This is a genomic window from Mycobacterium sp. (assembly GCF_965230835.1).
In the GTDB taxonomy this organism is placed as follows: Bacteria; Actinomycetota; Actinomycetes; order Mycobacteriales; family Mycobacteriaceae; genus Mycobacterium.
In genome coordinates this window covers 1,651,823-1,667,101 of the sequence record NZ_CBDDLW010000002.1, presented here as the reverse complement: position 1 = coordinate 1,667,101, position 15,279 = coordinate 1,651,823, and the positions used below count along the sequence as shown (strand labels likewise).

General features: G+C 63.7%; 14 protein-coding genes. 3 read left to right on the top strand and 11 right to left on the bottom strand.

Features of this window, described 5'->3' with window-relative positions; all coding sequences use genetic code 11:
* Positions 1–13: 13 nt before the first annotated feature.
* A complete protein-coding gene (locus ACO07W_RS08150; protein ID WP_421845870.1) occupies positions 14–1,552 on the bottom strand; it encodes a hypothetical protein in 1,539 nt (512 codons plus the stop codon).
* 346 nt (positions 1,553–1,898) lie between these two features.
* On the opposite strand from ACO07W_RS08150, the gene ACO07W_RS08145 reads away from it, so the two are divergent.
* The 3 genes from ACO07W_RS08145 to ACO07W_RS08135 all read left to right on the top strand — a co-directional run bounded on the left by ACO07W_RS08145 (position 1,899) and on the right by ACO07W_RS08135 (position 5,304).
* On the top strand, positions 1,899–3,881 hold the full coding sequence (locus ACO07W_RS08145) for a hypothetical protein (protein WP_421842266.1): 1,983 nt from the start codon (positions 1,899–1,901) through the stop codon (positions 3,879–3,881).
* A gap of 107 nt (positions 3,882–3,988) precedes the next feature.
* Complete coding sequence (locus ACO07W_RS08140; protein WP_421842264.1) at positions 3,989–4,645, top strand: glycosyltransferase family 2 protein; 657 nt, start codon at positions 3,989–3,991, stop codon at positions 4,643–4,645.
* Complete coding sequence (locus tag ACO07W_RS08135) at positions 4,642–5,304, top strand: TIGR04282 family arsenosugar biosynthesis glycosyltransferase (protein WP_421842262.1); 663 nt, start codon at positions 4,642–4,644, stop codon at positions 5,302–5,304. The genes ACO07W_RS08140 and ACO07W_RS08135 overlap by 4 nt, the downstream gene beginning before the upstream one ends.
* A gap of 70 nt (positions 5,305–5,374) precedes the next feature.
* Here the strand turns inward: ACO07W_RS08135 and ACO07W_RS08130 are convergent, their stop codons facing one another.
* From ACO07W_RS08130 to fadD8, 10 genes are all read right to left on the bottom strand, one after another.
* On the bottom strand, positions 5,375–6,124 hold the full coding sequence (locus ACO07W_RS08130) for a class I SAM-dependent methyltransferase (RefSeq protein ID WP_421842260.1): 750 nt from the start codon (positions 6,122–6,124) through the stop codon (positions 5,375–5,377).
* A gap of 77 nt (positions 6,125–6,201) precedes the next feature.
* Entirely contained in the window at positions 6,202–7,566 is a 1,365-nt protein-coding gene (locus ACO07W_RS08125; protein WP_421842258.1) for a hypothetical protein, read from the bottom strand.
* Positions 7,567–7,577: 11 nt separating this feature from the next.
* Positions 7,578–8,687: an o-succinylbenzoate--CoA ligase gene (gene menE, locus ACO07W_RS08120; RefSeq protein WP_421845869.1), complete on the bottom strand. Its 1,110-nt coding sequence runs from the start codon at positions 8,685–8,687 to the stop codon at positions 7,578–7,580.
* Positions 8,688–8,731: 44 nt separating this feature from the next.
* Positions 8,732–9,028 (bottom strand): DUF3349 domain-containing protein, encoded by a 297-nt coding sequence (locus ACO07W_RS08115; protein ID WP_421842256.1) that lies wholly within the window; start codon positions 9,026–9,028, stop codon positions 8,732–8,734.
* Positions 9,029–9,083: 55 nt separating this feature from the next.
* Positions 9,084–9,371: a hypothetical protein gene (locus tag ACO07W_RS08110; protein WP_421842254.1), complete on the bottom strand. Its 288-nt coding sequence runs from the start codon at positions 9,369–9,371 to the stop codon at positions 9,084–9,086.
* A complete protein-coding gene (locus ACO07W_RS08105; RefSeq protein ID WP_421842252.1) occupies positions 9,368–10,621 on the bottom strand; it encodes an inorganic phosphate transporter in 1,254 nt (417 codons plus the stop codon). The genes ACO07W_RS08110 and ACO07W_RS08105 overlap by 4 nt, the downstream gene beginning before the upstream one ends.
* 338 nt (positions 10,622–10,959) lie before the next feature.
* On the bottom strand, positions 10,960–11,589 hold the full coding sequence (locus ACO07W_RS08100; RefSeq protein WP_421842250.1) for a maleylpyruvate isomerase family mycothiol-dependent enzyme: 630 nt from the start codon (positions 11,587–11,589) through the stop codon (positions 10,960–10,962).
* A 32-nt stretch (positions 11,590–11,621) separates the two neighbouring features.
* Positions 11,622–12,488 (bottom strand): SDR family oxidoreductase, encoded by an 867-nt coding sequence (locus ACO07W_RS08095; protein WP_421845868.1) that lies wholly within the window; start codon positions 12,486–12,488, stop codon positions 11,622–11,624.
* Positions 12,489–12,538: 50 nt separating this feature from the next.
* The gene (locus ACO07W_RS08090) at positions 12,539–13,441 is read right to left on the bottom strand and encodes a 1,4-dihydroxy-2-naphthoyl-CoA synthase (RefSeq protein WP_421842248.1); all 903 of its coding nucleotides are present in this window, start codon (positions 13,439–13,441) and stop codon (positions 12,539–12,541) included.
* 202 nt (positions 13,442–13,643) lie between these two features.
* A complete protein-coding gene (fadD8, locus tag ACO07W_RS08085) occupies positions 13,644–15,254 on the bottom strand; it encodes a fatty-acid--CoA ligase FadD8 (protein WP_421842246.1) in 1,611 nt (536 codons plus the stop codon).
* Positions 15,255–15,279 lie beyond the last annotated feature (25 nt).

The window sequence follows — 15,279 nt, the reverse complement described above, 5'->3', positions numbered from 1 at the left end:
CGGCTAGCTGGCTCTACGAGGTCTTGTCAGGTGGCCGGAAGATCTTCGGACGCAATTGTTGCCCGCGAGCAGCCGACCGGAAGATCCGGGGCGCCGGACTGGACAAGACCTTGGTAGGCGCGTTCCCAACGCTGGTCGGTCCCCTTCGTGGGTGTCGCGGGGGTCGCGTGAGCGGGCGCTGGCGTCCGCTGACGACGACCGCGGCGACGATGCAGAGCGCCAGTCCACACAGCACCACATCGAAGGTGCTGGTGATCTGTTGGGCGAGATTGTTCCCGTAAACGGGATTCGCCGAAACGGCGGGGGATTCCTGGAAACGTGGAGCCAGTGCGATGCCCAAAATTACGCGAGCAACGGTGAGGGCGGCGAGAAGGCCACACAGCGAGGAGATAATTCTGGCCGGCACGATGGTATTGAGCAGGTTGACGCGCAGCCATAGCGCTAGTAGCGCGGCGAACAGGTCGAATGCCGCCAGCGTCATCGTGTCGTAGCGTGAGAAGGGGAAATTCAACGTCACCGCGACGCCGAGGTCGGTGATTCTCATCGCCACTGAGCTCAGGCACCATACAACGATCAGCAGCAAGCCGTTTCGGGTCGCCGCGCGCCAGCCGTCTTTGTCGGTAGATGAGGTCTGGGAGGAAGAGTTGAACGTGGCTAGTGGCACGAATATCGCTGCGGAAGCCGCCCACGCGAGATAGCCCTCATACCCGACTCCTGCCGTCGATGTGTTCTGCGCGATACCGTGGAATGCGTCGATTTCGCGGCCGACCGGAATGCTCCACACGATGATTCCGGAAACCAGGGTCGACGCGCCGAGCATTAGGATCGTGAACCGTGCGGCCTTGGTGCCCTGAAGCAGCCACCTAGACGCCACTAGTACCGCGGCGAGCGCAGCCGCGCCATACACCACCGCGGTTACGATCACCGCGATGTTCTGTTTGCCAAATTCAGCCGAACCGTTGGAGTCGGGTAATGCGTACCGCACCCGCCAGTACAGGTTGTAGCCGGAGCCGAGTGCGGCAGCGGCAATAGAGGAACAGCCGACGATCTGAGCGGTGCTCAGCCAGCCTCGGTGTTCGCCATCGCCTGCGGTTGGGCTGGCGATCGCCGGCTGGGCGGCCAGCACCGAGCCGGCGATACCGAGCCACCCTCCCGGCCCAACACCGCCTGGCATGTGAACTGTTCCACCCGTGCGGATCGTCTCGAATACGTCATATGCGACGAAGCCCAGCAAAAGCAGCAGATAGGGGACGTTGAGCCCGAGACGAAGCCGGCTGAGCAGAACAGGGTTAAACCGCGTGCCGGACAGCTTCCAGGGGCCAACATAGGTCACCGCCAGAGCTGCCAAGGACAGCATTGTGGCTAGCGCGAGGACGACGAACAACGATCTGCTGCTGCCGGGGATTCCCCAGCCGAAATACAGGTTCCACGGGAAGAACAGCGCGATGACCACCAAGGTAGCGGCGGTCTGATCGCGTATAGCGTTTCGCTTTCGTACCGGGTCTGGCGCCGAGTCTCGGACTGTGACCGAGTCCGGGTTAGCGCTAGCAATCGGGCCGGTGGGCGTATCGTCGCTGGCTTGGCTCACGATGCCCCCAGGAGATCAAGGTCGGTTGTCAATGGTGCCGGTTCGGCCCGCCGGCGAGTAACCCCCCTGCTGGGCCAACCGTGTTGTTCGATTGCGAACATATTCTCCGTCCGGACGACGCGCACTGGTACCGCTTGGCTCGTTTGGCGGTCGCGGTTCCGCGGTGACCGTCCCGCCGGTGGGGAATCCGGTTACGCTGCGCTCATAGAGGAACCTCGGCGCCCGATCGACGAACACGGCCGACGGTATCGCAGTGTAATGATGCCGGGCATTGCTGGTCGTGGGGTGGCTAACTAAAGGAGAGCCGCAGATGGACGTCGTTTTGGGGGTGGCGGTCACCGGGCGGGTCGCGCGGTTGGTCCTGGTCGAGTCTGCTGGTCGTGACAACGCCGTGATCGACCAATACGAGGTCGATGTGGCCGAGAACCCCGTCGAAGTGCTGACCGAGACTGTGGCTGGTACGAATCAGCTGCTGGCCGAGGAGAACCACCGCCTGGTTGCCACTCGGTTGTGCTGGCCAGATTCGGAGAAGGCCGACGAGTTGCGGCAATCCCTCGACAATTCCGGAGTACAGGATGTGGAGGTGCTGTCGGAGCCGGATGCTGCGACAGCGCTATCGCGAACAGCGAGTGTGTCGGGCTCTGCCGTTCTGCTGGTCGGTGATGAGACGGCGACATTATCCGTGGCGGGCGTCCAGGAATCGCCACCGACTGTTCTAGCTGCCGGGCCGGTTGATGGCGCCGACGACGCGGCAGCTTTCGAAACGTTGGTGGCGCGGGTTGGCGACGAGGCAGGTGCCCAGGGCGACGTGTTTTTGGTGGGCGCCTCAAGCGAGCTAACTTCTTCTGATCTCAACGGGCTCGCCGACCAGCTTCGTGGTGCTTCGACCATGCGTGTGGAAACCCCGGAAGATCCCACCTTCGCGCTCGCGCATGGTGCGGCGCTGGCGGCCGGCACAGCACAGATGACCACGGCTCAGCCTGCGGTACCCGGGGAAACGACTACGTTTCTCGCTCCGGCGGAGGTAGCTCAGTCGAATCAGGAAGAGAATTCGGATGCACAGCTGGCGTACTCACAGACCGGCGAGGACGAATTGCTTCCGGTTGAGCAGATCGAAGGTTTCGATGAATATGGCGACGCCGACGACCATGGCGCAGCTGAGTCCGGTCGGGTGCCGCTCAACAGGCGATCATTGCTGATCAGCAACGCCGTTGTCGCTTTCGCGGTCGTCGGGTTCGCTTCGCTAGCGGTCGCAGTAGCAGTCACAGTCCGGCCGACCGCGGCTTCCCAGCCCGTCGAGGGACACCAGAACGCTCAGCCGGGAAAATTTCTGCCTCTGCTTCCAACTCAACAACAGGCGCCTGTCCCACCGCCACCGCCTGACGCACCCACGGCAGGATTTCAGGGCGGCACCATTCCGGCGGTCCAGAATGTGATTCCGCGCCAAGGAACCGGAGGGACACCTGCTGCGCCGGTCCCGGCGCCGGCCCCACCCGGTGTGGTGCCCGCGCCAGTGCCGGTTCCGGTCCCGATAATCATTCCCCTGCCCGGTTTGAGGCCCCGGATACCCATTCCACCGGTCGTACCCCCGCGTACCGTGACTATCTCGCCGACGACGACCGCCCCGACGTCGAGTGCGGTTCCGACGTCGAGTGTGGCTCCGACGTCGAGTGCGGTTCCGACGTCGAGTGTGGCTCCGACGTCGAGTGCGGTTCCGACGTCGAGTGTGGCTCCGACGTCGAGTGCGGTTCCGACGTCGAGTGTGGCTCCGACGTCGAGTGCGGTTCCGACGTCGAGTGCGGTTCCGACGTCGAGTGCGGTTCCGACGTCGAGTGCGGTTCCGACGTCGAGTGCGGTTCCGACGTCGAGTGCGGTTCCGACGTCGAGTGCGGTTCCGACGGCACCCGAGACCATTGCGTCAACGACCGTGGCTCCGACGACGGTGGCTTCGGAGCCGCAGCAGCCGACTGGCTCGCTCGGCGACCCAGCAGCCGGCGCAGGTGGTTTCGGGTCTGGTTCGGGTGGTTCTGAGGCTGGGGGTGGTGGTTTCGGGTCTGGTTCGGGTGGTTCTGAGGCTGGGGGTGGTGGTTTCGGGTCTGGTTCGGGTGGTTCCGGGGCTGGGGGTGGTGGTTTCGGGTCTGGTTCGGGTGGTTCCGGGGCTGGGGGTGGTGGTTTCGGGTCTGGTTCGGGTGGTTCCGGGGCTGGGGGTGGTGGTTTCGGGTCTGGTTCGGGTGGTTCCGGGGCTGGGGGTGGTGGTTTCGGGTCTGGTTCGGGTGGTTCCGGGGCCGGCTGATCCGAGCCGACGTCTGGAGATGGTGGTTGAACCGGCTGCCGAGCGGGGCCTCCGCACGGGTCGGCGCCTGCATCGAGCCGCTACCGTCTCGCCTACTCTGGGGGGCTATGCCCGAGGACGCTGTGACGGTGGTGCTGCCTTGTCTCAATGAGGAGGAGTCGCTGCCGGCGGTGCTTGCCGCGATTCCCGCCGGCTATCGGGCACTCGTGGTGGACAACAACAGCACCGATGGCACTGCCGCGGTCGCCGCCCAACACGGCGCCCAAGTGGTCGCCGAATCACGGCCCGGATACGGGGCGGCCGTGCATGCGGGTGTTGTCGCCGCGACCACCCCCATCGTTGCCGTTCTCGACGCGGACGGCTCGATGCATGCAGGCGACCTGCCCCGCCTGGTCGCCGTCCTTGACCAAGGTGCCGACATGGTGACCGGTAGGCGTCGGCCGGTGCCCGGATTGCGCTGGCCGTGGGTCGCCCGGGTGGGCACCGTCGTGATGAGCTGGCGGCTGCGCACTCGTCATGGTTTGCCGGTGCATGACATAGCGCCCATGCGAGTAGCCCGGAGAGAGGCACTGCTAGCTCTGGGTGTCGTCGACCGACGTTCGGGCTACCCACTGGAACTGCTGGTCCGTGCCGGGGCTGCTGGTTGGCGCGTGGTCGAACTCGATGTCAGCTACGGTCCTCGGACCGGCGGAAAATCTAAGGTCAGTGGTTCATTGCGGGGGAGCGTGATCGCGATTTTGGACTTCTGGAAGGTGATTTCGTGAGTCTCCTACCGGTGACAGTGTTGGTGGTCGCCAAGGCGCCGTCATCCGGTCTGGCCAAGACAAGGCTGGCCGCGACGGTCGGAGACCAGGTCGCCGCCAATATCGCCGCCGCCGCGCTGCTCGATACCCTCGACGTCGTTGCCGCCGCACCGGTGGCCGCGAAAGTGGTAGCGCTGACCGGCGACCTGGAGACCGCCGCCGGCGCCGCCGAGATCCGTCAACGACTCGATTCCTTCACGGTGATCCAGCAGCGAGGCACCGACTTCGCTGACCGGCTTGCCAATGCACACGCCGATGCGGCCAATGGGCAACCGGTGTTACAGATCGGGATGGACACCCCGCAGGTGACCGTCGATTTGCTGATCGATTGCGCACGTCAACTACTCAAGGCGCCCGCGGTGCTCGGGTTGGCGCACGATGGCGGCTGGTGGATGCTTGGGGTTCGCCATGCGGCTGCGGCCGAGTGCCTGCGCGCTGTTCCGATGTCTCAACCAGATACCGGGGAACTTACGCTGAAGGCATTGCACAACAATGGTATTGATGTGACGCGGCTGGAACAGTTGGCCGACTTCGATGTCGTCGCCGACGTTGCCGCGGTGCGCGATGCCTGCCGCCCTGAGAGTCGGTTCGCCCAGGTCACTAGAGCGGCTGGTCTCTGAGCTATCAGCTCCGCGCGTGTTCTGCGGCAAACAGACTCGTAGTCTTTGACTGATACACCGCTGTTGCCGGCTAGATGCGGACGCACTCGATGACGACCGCAGGCGGATACTTCAAGTATTCGTCGAAGTAATCATCCTCGCGAGCAACGTCGGGTTCCGGGGCAAGCTCAGGCATGTGTACAACGAAATCGCGAAATCCTGCTTCGTGGAGGGCGGATCTATACGCCTCAATCGGCAGGTAATAGTTCTCGATAACGAAGGAGGTGTCCTCAATGAACGCGGTCAGCTCGATGGGCGCTCCCTCAAATGTTTCCTCGGCCAGCCTTATCTGGAATCCGTACTTGCGATAGTCGGGTACCTGCTCAAACGTGTACAGTTCCGGGTTGGTGGTAAGAGTCACGAACCGGCCGCCCCGCTTGACACGGGACGCTAGGCCGTAGCACATCCTGCTGAGTTCGTCGCGGTTCCGCGCGTACACCAAAAGGTAAGCTGCGACGACGATATCGAAATCTTGTTGCGGCACAACCGACCGAGCGTCGGCGACGTCGTATTCGATGCCCAGTGGCTCGCGAGCTTCTTGGTCGCGGGCAAGGCTAATCATCTTCTCGGAGATGTCGAATCCCATTGTGGCAGTGGCGCCGGCGCGTTTGAGAACGCGAGTGTAATCTCCGGAACCGCAGGCGGCATCGAGAACGCTTTTCCCCGTCACATCGCCGATGCATTTCAGGAACGAGTACGCCTCAATTCTGGATCGGACGGGAAGGTTCTTCGTCTTTTTGTACTGTTCGGCGATATCGCCCTCGTTGTAGTTGGTTACCATGTTGTCTCCATTCTCTGCCGAAGTACCAGGGCAGCCATCGGATCTCGTGTTTGACGGCCTCGTCATCGCGTAGTCGCCTACCAGTGTGTGAAGATGATGCTGTTCAGCAGCAGTGCTCCGGTAGCGTTGATGGCCAGCCACACACGATGTGAACGGGGTGGCAGCAGGGCGGGCGCGGCAGTCAGCCAGATCGTGAATGGCAGCCAGATCCGTTCGGTCTCCGCTTTGCTCAGCATGCTCAGGTCAGCGCAAACGATGGCGGCTAGCATCGCCAGCAGCAGTAAGTGGAATCCGGATCGGCGACAGACTGCGGCCCTATCGAATACTCGACCGATACCCGCGACGCTGCCCAGCCCGATGGCGCAGACGACTGCCGCCAAGTTGGCCCAGGACCAGTACTGGAACGGTCGGTCGTGAGCGATGCCCTGCCAGTAGCGCTCTTGAACGAGGGTGTAACCGTCGAACCAAGAGAACCCGGCAACGGCGAAGGCCACTGCCACCGCCAACGCGGCTACCACGGCCGGCCCCAGTGTCCGCAGAGCGTCCCGCCAGTGAGCTGCCCCGAGCAGTATCGCCAGCACCGGTAGCCCCATCAGCACTAAGCCGTAGTTGAGGAAGACTCCCCACCCGAGCAGCAGGCCCGCCCCGGCGGCTGCCAGCGTCGGGAACCGCACCGTGCCGTGCACGGCCAATGCCAGCAACGCGATGCCCCAGGCGGCGACGCCAGCGAAGTATCCGTCTGCGGACACCGCGATCCAGATCACAGTCGGTGCAACGGCAACGAACGGCGCCGCCCGCCGAGCTATGTCCTCGCTGGCAAGAACACGCACGGTAATCAGGGCGGCTGCCGCCGCACTGGTGCCCACGACGAGGCAGAGCAACCCTGCCCACGCGCCGCCATGCAGACCGATCCGATCCATCCATACAAAGGTCAGCAAGGCGCCTGGCGGATGCCCTGACACGTGCGTAACCCATGAATTCGGTTGGAAGTCGACAATCCGGCTCGAGAACGTGCGCAAAGTGGCCGGGATATCGGTGATTCCAGGCACCTGCCACAGATATTCGTCTTTGGTGGTCAGCCGGTCTGTGAAGCCGCGTTGCCAGCCATCGATCATCGCCAGGGAAAACGCCCATGCACACGCGGTGGCCCAGCTGCCTAACGTCACCATCCGCCAGGAAAGTCGTTGCGCTAAGACTGTTCCCCACACCACGGCTGCCACAGCGATGAGGATCGCCGGAGCCGTGCCCCAGCCGGCATGGACATCCCAGAGACCGAAGATCGGCGCGGAGCCGGCATGCATCGCAAACTGCTCGGGTCCGGTATCGAGGCGCGGCCTGATTCCCCGGTCTACTCTCGGCAGCACGAATGCGGCCGCAACCAGGACGACCCCGACGGTGACTGTCAATACTTCTGGGGGTACCCCCCGGCGACCTATCCTCACGATTGCCCAGCCTATTGATCGGGCCGAGTGAACCGTCGCACCAATGCCGCCCGATCCACCTTGCCGATTCCGCGTCGAGGGACTGCGTCCACAACATGGTGTTCGCGCGGAGCGGCCGTGATGTCGAGGGTTTGCGCCACGTGTGCACGTAGCGCGTCGAGGGTTGGTGCCGGGCAATCATCGTTGACCACGATCGCGGCGACGACCCGCTGCCCCAGTCGGTTGTCGGCAACTCCAAAAACGGCACAATCACTCACCGCGGGGTGGGTGCACAGCGCGGCCTCTACGGGCTGCGGCAAGACAGTCAGACCGCCCGTGCTGATCGCCTCGTCCGCGCGGCCCAGCACCGTTAGCGCGCCCGAATCATCCAGGGTGCCCAGATCCTCGGTGTGAAACCAGCCCGATTCGGCGAACGGATCCGGCTCGATGGGGTTCCGGTAGCCCTTAGCCAGAGTCTTTCCGCCGACCGCGACGCGGGAATCGGCCAATATGCGCAGCTGCACTCCCTGCAGTGGAAAGCCGTCATAGACGCAGCCCCCAGCGGTCTCGCTCATACCGTAGGTGCGCACCACCGTGATGCCGGCGGCCGCCGCGGCGGTGAGGATCGGTGATGGAGCTGGTCCGCCACCGATCAGAACAGCATCGAGTTCAGCGAGCGCGGCGGCGGCTGCCGGATCGTTGAGCGCCTTGGCCAGCTGGGCCGCGACCAGCGACGTGTACCGGCGGCCAGGGCCCAAGCGCTCTACGGCGCTTGGCAATTGACTGACGTCGAATCCTGCGGAGACGTCCAGCTCGACCGGAACCGAACCCGCCAGGACGCTTCGCACCAGCACTTGCAGACCGGCGATATGACAAGACGGCACGGCTAGCAGCCAGCATCCCGGTCCGCCGATACGGTCGTAGGTGGCCGATGCACTGGCAATCAAGGCGTCGGCGGTCAGCAGGGCACCTTTGGGTGCGCCGGTGGTTCCCGACGTCGTCGCTACCAACGCGACATCGTCGTCGATGTACTCGCCCACGCGCAATGCGCGCAGTTCAGATTCTCGATCATGGTTGGCTGGCACCGCTATCATCGCGGGATCACGACCATTGAGAACTCGTTGTAGGGCGGGAAGCAGCAGCGGGACCGCAGCGCCCGGCGAGACGCTGACCGCCCGCAGCACGGCTATGGGTAGTCCTCACGGGCGTCGTCGAGAGGCCAGCCCCTAGCGGCCAAACGTGCCCGCACTCGCTCGATATCCTCCGGTGCCGGCAGTTCGTCGGTAAGTTGCGTGATCGCCACGCCGATGTCGATGTTGCCGAACTCGCCGCGCCGCACCAGTTCGCTGGCCACAGCAGTGACTTCGTCGTTGCTCAGTCGGCGCGCCAACAGAGCGAGCAACGCGAAGCAGTCGGTCGCGGGAACGCCGTCAGGGTACCCAGCGCGCAGCCAGGAGACGATCGAAGTGAGGAAGTGGTTCACCCGGTGGCACCTTCGCGCTGACGTGGCCCTCCTGCTGCGGGCCAACGATCCGATGTTACGTCGGTGTGGCTCCCAAAATGAACAAGCCGAGGTGATGCCCGATGAAGTCGCGGGCGATATACAGCACCCCGGTGATGATCATCGCCAGAACCAGGGCGAAGATCGCCCAACCGCCCACGATCAGCGCTGGGCGGCGACGTGTCGTGGCGCCATCATCGGTGCTCGCGGCACCGATGGCCTGCAACCGCACTCCGACCGCGAACAGTGCGGGCAGCGCGGCGCCCACCAGCAGGCTGAAGATCAGGATTTTCAGCGTCGCCGTGTAGTTAAACCAGGTGCTCATGACGCGTTTCTCGCGGTGGCCGCGCTGTCTTCGCCAAATCCCGGCACCGGACTGGGTGCTCGCTGCGCCGGCGGTGCGGGCTCGGCTAGATCCGGGACGTCCGGCTGGGACGAATTGAGGCCAGCGGTCAGGCTGCCTTCCCAGTCGGCGTTGACATTTTCGTGGCCAACCGGTGCTTTGCGTGACCGCAGCCAGATGGCGCTAGCGACCAGGCACAGCAGCCCGAACCCGATGATTGTGCCGGGATATCCGCCGATGGCGTGTACCAGCCAATAGGTGCTTGCCCCGACGAACCCGGCCAGCGGGAGCGTGATCAGCCATGCGGCTACCATTCGTCCGGCAACGCCCCAACGCACCTCGGCGCCCGGCTTGCCGACCCCACTGCCCAGTACGGACCCGGTCGCGACCTGCGTCGTGGACAGCGCATAGCCGAAATGTGCGGACAGCAAAATCACGGCTGCCGATGATGACTCTGCGGCCATGCCTTGGGGCGGTTGGATCTCCACCAGGCCCTTGCCCAGGGTACGGATGATTCGCCAGCCCCCGACGTACGTTCCAGCGGCCATCGCTACCGCGCAACTTACGATGACCCACAGCGGCGGTACGGACGCCGTCTTGCTGACGGCGCCATAGGACATCAGCGCGAGAAAGATCACGCCCATGGTCTTCTGCGCGTCGTTGGTGCCATGCGCCAGCGAAACCAACGCCGCTGAGCCGATTTGGCCGCGTCGGAAACCGCCTGATGTGCGTTTTTCAGAGATACCGCGGCTAATCCGGTAAACCATCCAAGTGCCAGTCGTTGCAACGAGGGTGGCCAGCAGCGAGGCGACCACAGCCGGCACGATGACCTTGGAAACCACGCCACTCCAGATCACACCGCGCGTACCTACGGCGGCGATACTGGCGCCGACGATGCCGCCGATCAAAGCGTGCGATGAACTCGACGGGATACCGAGCAGCCATGTCAGCATGTTCCAGACGATCCCGCCAACCAGACCGGCGAAGACCAATTCCAGCGTCACCAGATTCGCATCGATCAGGCCCTTGGCGATCGTCGCCGCGACGGCGGTGGACAAGAACGCGCCGAGCAGGTTCAGCGCCGCAGACATCCCCACCGCGACCCGTGGCGCGAGCGCTCCGCTGGCAATGGAGGTCGCCATGGCATTGCCGGTGTCGTGGAACCCGTTCGTGAAGTCGAACGCCAGCGCCGTAATCACGACGATGATCAAGAGGAACAACTCGAGATTCACAAGCCCTGATTCTGGTAGTCGGCGTAATTGGTTGTCGAACGAGCGTCGGCGTGAAATGCGGGTAGGCCACGATTCGTCGCTAGATGTTAGCTTTCAGTTCACCGGTTGTTCGAGCGCGTTCAACGTCAGGGGTCTTGATGCATCAGCTGATCTCTCGGAAACGTCGATGAAAATCAGCGTGATTCCTTCCGAATCGGGCCCACGCATCTCGCGCAGGCCCATCGGGGCGCGACGTGCCTCGCACGCAATCGACCGTGAATAGTTCGCCGGTCGCAGAGGCATCTGGCGGGCCAAGATCTCCACGGCCTCGTGTCTACCACGTCGATGACGTGTCGCGATCAGTTTTCGACGCAGCGGTCGCGGAGCGCCGATACGCCCGGCCCTGCTAGGTCGTCGCATGCGGCGCCGCGTCCGGTTACCGCAAGCAGCAGGGATATCAGGGGGCCCTCGACCGGCTCCCCCTCGCCGTGCTGCCAGGAGTCGTCGGTGGCGCGTAGGGCTAGCCCCGCGATCCGGCTCTTGGAGCCGATGAGCAGGTTCGAGCCTTTGTAGAAGTCGATCAGCTGACGAACCACTTCAGGCGGGTAGCTGTGGGAAATTCCCAACGGACGGCGGATATCGGCACCGTGGACCACCACCTCGCCGAGCCAGGAGACCTTTGGGCCTGGCGGTGCGGAAGTGGAATGCTGAAGACTGCGGAACGTGCCTAACGTAGCGGCCGGGTCGGAGCCCCGATGTTTGGCTATCTGACCGTCGGCAAACCGTCCGAAGTTGAGCCCGGCCTTGGCCATCCCTAGAAAGAACGTGGCTGGGCTCAGTGCCGCGGTCGCGCAAAGGTGTGCGACGACGTCACGGATCGTCCACCCGGTGCACAAGGACGGTTGTTCCCATTGCGATGTCGTCAGTGTGCCGAGGTCGTCGGCGAGTGCGCTGCGCTCGGCCGAGATGGTCGTCCAGATGTCAGACATCGCAAACTCCCGGGATTATTGAAGATCGCCGACTAATTATTGCGCCGTTGCAAGAGACCATTGAGCAATCGGGGGCCGACACTATCGAGCGCCTTCGCCGCAAGTGCTATCCGCGGCGCGATCCGCACCGGACGGGTATGCGCGGCGGTAACCATCCACTCGGCAGCTTCTTCTGACGTCAGCGCCGGCACGCCGTCGTAGGCCTTGGTTGGTGCGATCATCGGAGTCGCCACTAGCGGGTAGTACAGCGTCGTCGAATGCACGCCCTGCTGGCCCCATTCGATCTCGATGATGCGGCTCACCGCTGAAAGTGCCGCCTTTGATGCGTTGTACACCGAGAACAGCGGTGAGGCCTCAGTCAGCACACCCCACGTGGTGACGTTGATGATGTGGCCATCGCCACGCTCGATCATCCCTGGCGCGAACCCCCGAACCAACCGCAGCGGGGCGTAGTAGTTGAGCACCATCGTCCGCTCCACATCGTGCCAGCGTTCCAGCGACTCGGTCAGTGGCCGCCGGATGGAGCGGCCGGCGTTGTTGACCAGAATGTCTACCCCCCCAATACGCTCCTGGACATCGGCGACCAGAGCGTCGATAGCATCCATATCCGAGAGGTCGCAGGGGATCGACAATGCCGTGCCGCCCGTCGCTGTGATTCGGTCCACCATCGAGTCGAGCAAGTCCTGGCGGCGCGCGACGGCGGCTACTGTGGCGCCGCGCCGTGCGAATTGCTCGGCCGCGGCCTCTCCGATGCCCGAAGAGGCGCCGGTGATCAAGATGCGTTTGCCTTCGAGGTCGACCGGCTTGATCGCGGGTCGGTTGATCAGCAGCTGCGGTGTAGCCGGCGGCCGCATACCGGTCAGCGTGATCAGTTCGGACAGCCGGCGGCGTGGGCTCATGTTCACAGGTGGCGAGTCTATTCGCCTGTTCTGGGCCGGCGCCTGCCGCTCTAGAAGTAGCGGGGGAAAGTGCTCCAGTCTGGGGGGCGCTTCTGCAGGAATGCGTCGCGGCCCTCGACGGCTTCGTCGGTCATATATGCAAGTCTGGTGGCCTCGCCAGCGAACAGCTGCTGCCCCACCAGGCCGTCATCGAGAAGGTTGAACGCGAACTTCAGCATCCGCTGTGCTTGGGGCGATTTGGCGTTGATTGCTGTCGCCCACTCGATGCCTGCCGTCTCCAGCAGCGAGTGCTCAACGACATCGTTGACCGCACCCATGTGATGCATCTGGTCGGCGTCGTAAGTGCGGCCCAAAAAGAAGATCTCACGGGCAAACTTCTGGCCTACCTGGCGGGCCAGGTAGGCGCTGCCATACCCGCCGTCGAAACTGCCAACGTCGGCATCGGTTTGTTTGAACCGTGCGTGCTCCCGGCTGGCCAGAGTGAGGTCGCAGACTACGTGCAAGCTGTGCCCGCCGCCCGCTGCCCACCCGTTGACCAAACAGATGACCACCTTGGGCATGAATCGGATAAGCCGCTGCACTTCGAGGATGTGTAACCTTCCGGCCCGTGCTACATCGATCGTGTCCGCGGTGTCTCCGCTCGCGTACTGGTAACCGCTGCGGCCGCGGATCCGCTGATCACCGCCGGAGCAGAATGCCCAGCCGCCGTCCCTCGGGCTAGGGCCGTTGCCGGTCAGCAACACCACGCCAATCTCGGGGGACATCCGGGCGTGGTCCAAAACTCGGTACAACTCGTCGACGGTATGTGGGCGAAACGCGTTTCGGACCTCGGGGCGGTCGAACGCTACCCGCACCGTGGCGTCCTCGATATGGCGGTGATAGGTGATGTCGGTCAGATCATCGAACCCGTCGATAGTGCGCCACGCCTTGGCGTTAAACGGATTGTCACTCAAGGCGCTTGAACTCCATTCTGGCCGCTGATGCCGTTGCTGCGGCTATTCGTATCCGTGCCAGGTCGGTAACGAGCCCAGGGCGGAAGCAGCCGACAGTGCGTCGGACCGCCGGCGCTGTTGTCGGGGTGATTTCGGTGCAGGTTGCCGTCTTTGTGTCGTTCACATTAGCCACCGACGCCAAGATTGACGTCTTAACTCAGAATCAGCCGACGGCGCGACCGGCGCCTGCCCAGAATTGTGCCCGGACGGCCTTCTTGTCCGGTTTGCCCAGCCCGGTCAGCGGCAGCGCATCGACTACGACCACCCGCTTGGGTGACTGCACAGAGCCTTTACGGTCCTTGACTGAACTCTGGATTTCGGTGGTCATGGCAGCGATCGCGGCGTCGTCGCGGGGCGCGTCGGAACGCAGTACGACCACCGCGGTCACAGCCTCGCCCCATTTCTCATCAGGTGCCCCGACCACACACACCTGCGCGACGGCCGGATGCTCGGCGACAACGTCTTCGACTTCGCGAGGGAACACGTTGAAGCCACCGGTCACAATCATGTCCTTGACCCGGTCGACTATGTAGTAGAAGCCGTCTTCGTCCTCTCGGGCCATATCGCCTGTGTGTAGCCAGCCGTCTTTGAAGGTCCGCGCGGTTTCCTCAGGCAAATTCCAGTAGCCGCCCGCCAGCAGCGGACCGCCGACGCAGATTTCGCCGGGCTCGCCCAACGGGACCGGCTGACCGTCCTCGCCCAGCAGCGCGACGCGCGCAAATAGCGTGGGACGCCCACACGAGGTCAGCCGCTTCTCGTCGTGATCGCCCTTGGCCAGATAGGTGATCACCATCGGTGCTTCAGATTGGCCGTAGTACTGAGCGAAGATCGGGCCGAACCGGCGGATCGCCTCAGCCAACCGCACCGGGTTGATCGCCGAAGCGCCGTAGTAGACGGTTTGCAGCGACGACAGGTCCCGGGTGTGTGAGTCTGGGTGGTCCATCAGCGCATACAACATCGACGGCACCAGCATGGTGGCCGTAATTTGTTGCTCCTCAATGATTCTGAGCACTTCTGCCGGATCGAATTTGGCTACCACGATCATCTCGCCGCCTTTGATCAGGGTGGGCGTGAAGAACGCGGCGCCGGCGTGCGAGAGCGGTGTGCACATCAGGAATCGCGGATTCTTCGGCCATTCCCATTCGGCGAGCTGGATCGACGTCATTGTGTTGATTGACAGCGCGGTGCCCATCACGCCCTTGGGCTTGCCAGTGGTGCCGCCGGTGTACGTCAAGCCGGTTATCTGGTCTGGCGGCAGATCGGCTGCCACCAGTGGTTGTGGATCGTATTTAGCGGCCTCGGCTGACAAGTCGACCACTTGGCCGTCGAGGTGTTGCAACTCTTTGGGCACCGGGCCGATGGTCAGGATCTGCTGGAGCGAGTCCACTCGCTCCAGCAGCCCCAGCGCGCGTTCGACGAACATCGGGTTGGGGTCGATGATCAGCGAGCTGATACCGGCGTCGGACAACACGTAAGCATGATCGTCCAGTGAGCCGAGTGGATGCAGCGCAGTGCGCCGAAACCCCCGAGTTTGGCCGGCGCCGATGATCATCAAAACTTCGGGGCGGTTGAGCGATAGCAAACCGACTGCGACGCCGGTGCCTGCGCCCAGAGCCTCGAACGCCTGGGTGTACTGGCTGATCGTGTCGGCCAGCTGGCTGCCTGTCAGCGTGGTGTCGCCGAGGAACAGCACTGGCTTGTTCTTGTGGCGCTTGAGTGCGCCCACCAGCAGGTGGCCGTTGTGGGTCGGGTTGCGCAGCAGCTCGTCGCTCATGGGCCAAGACTAGAACGTGTTGCAA

Excerpts from the sequence above, each read along its gene's own strand:
- ACO07W_RS08145 (WP_421842266.1), top strand. The coding sequence starts at position 1,899 with ATGGACGTCGTTTTGGGGGTGGCGGTCACCGGGCGGGTCGCGCGGTTG.
- ACO07W_RS08140 (WP_421842264.1), top strand. The coding sequence starts at position 3,989 with ATGCCCGAGGACGCTGTGACGGTGGTGCTGCCTTGTCTCAATGAGGAG.
- ACO07W_RS08130 (WP_421842260.1), bottom strand. The coding sequence starts at position 6,124 with ATGGTAACCAACTACAACGAGGGCGATATCGCCGAACAGTACAAAAAG.
- ACO07W_RS08110 (WP_421842254.1), bottom strand. The coding sequence starts at position 9,371 with ATGAGCACCTGGTTTAACTACACGGCGACGCTGAAAATCCTGATCTTC.
- ACO07W_RS08100 (WP_421842250.1), bottom strand. The coding sequence starts at position 11,589 with ATGTCTGACATCTGGACGACCATCTCGGCCGAGCGCAGCGCACTCGCC.
- ACO07W_RS08095 (WP_421845868.1), bottom strand. The coding sequence starts at position 12,488 with ATGAGCCCACGCCGCCGGCTGTCCGAACTGATCACGCTGACCGGTATG.
- fadD8 (WP_421842246.1), bottom strand. The coding sequence starts at position 15,254 with ATGAGCGACGAGCTGCTGCGCAACCCGACCCACAACGGCCACCTGCTG.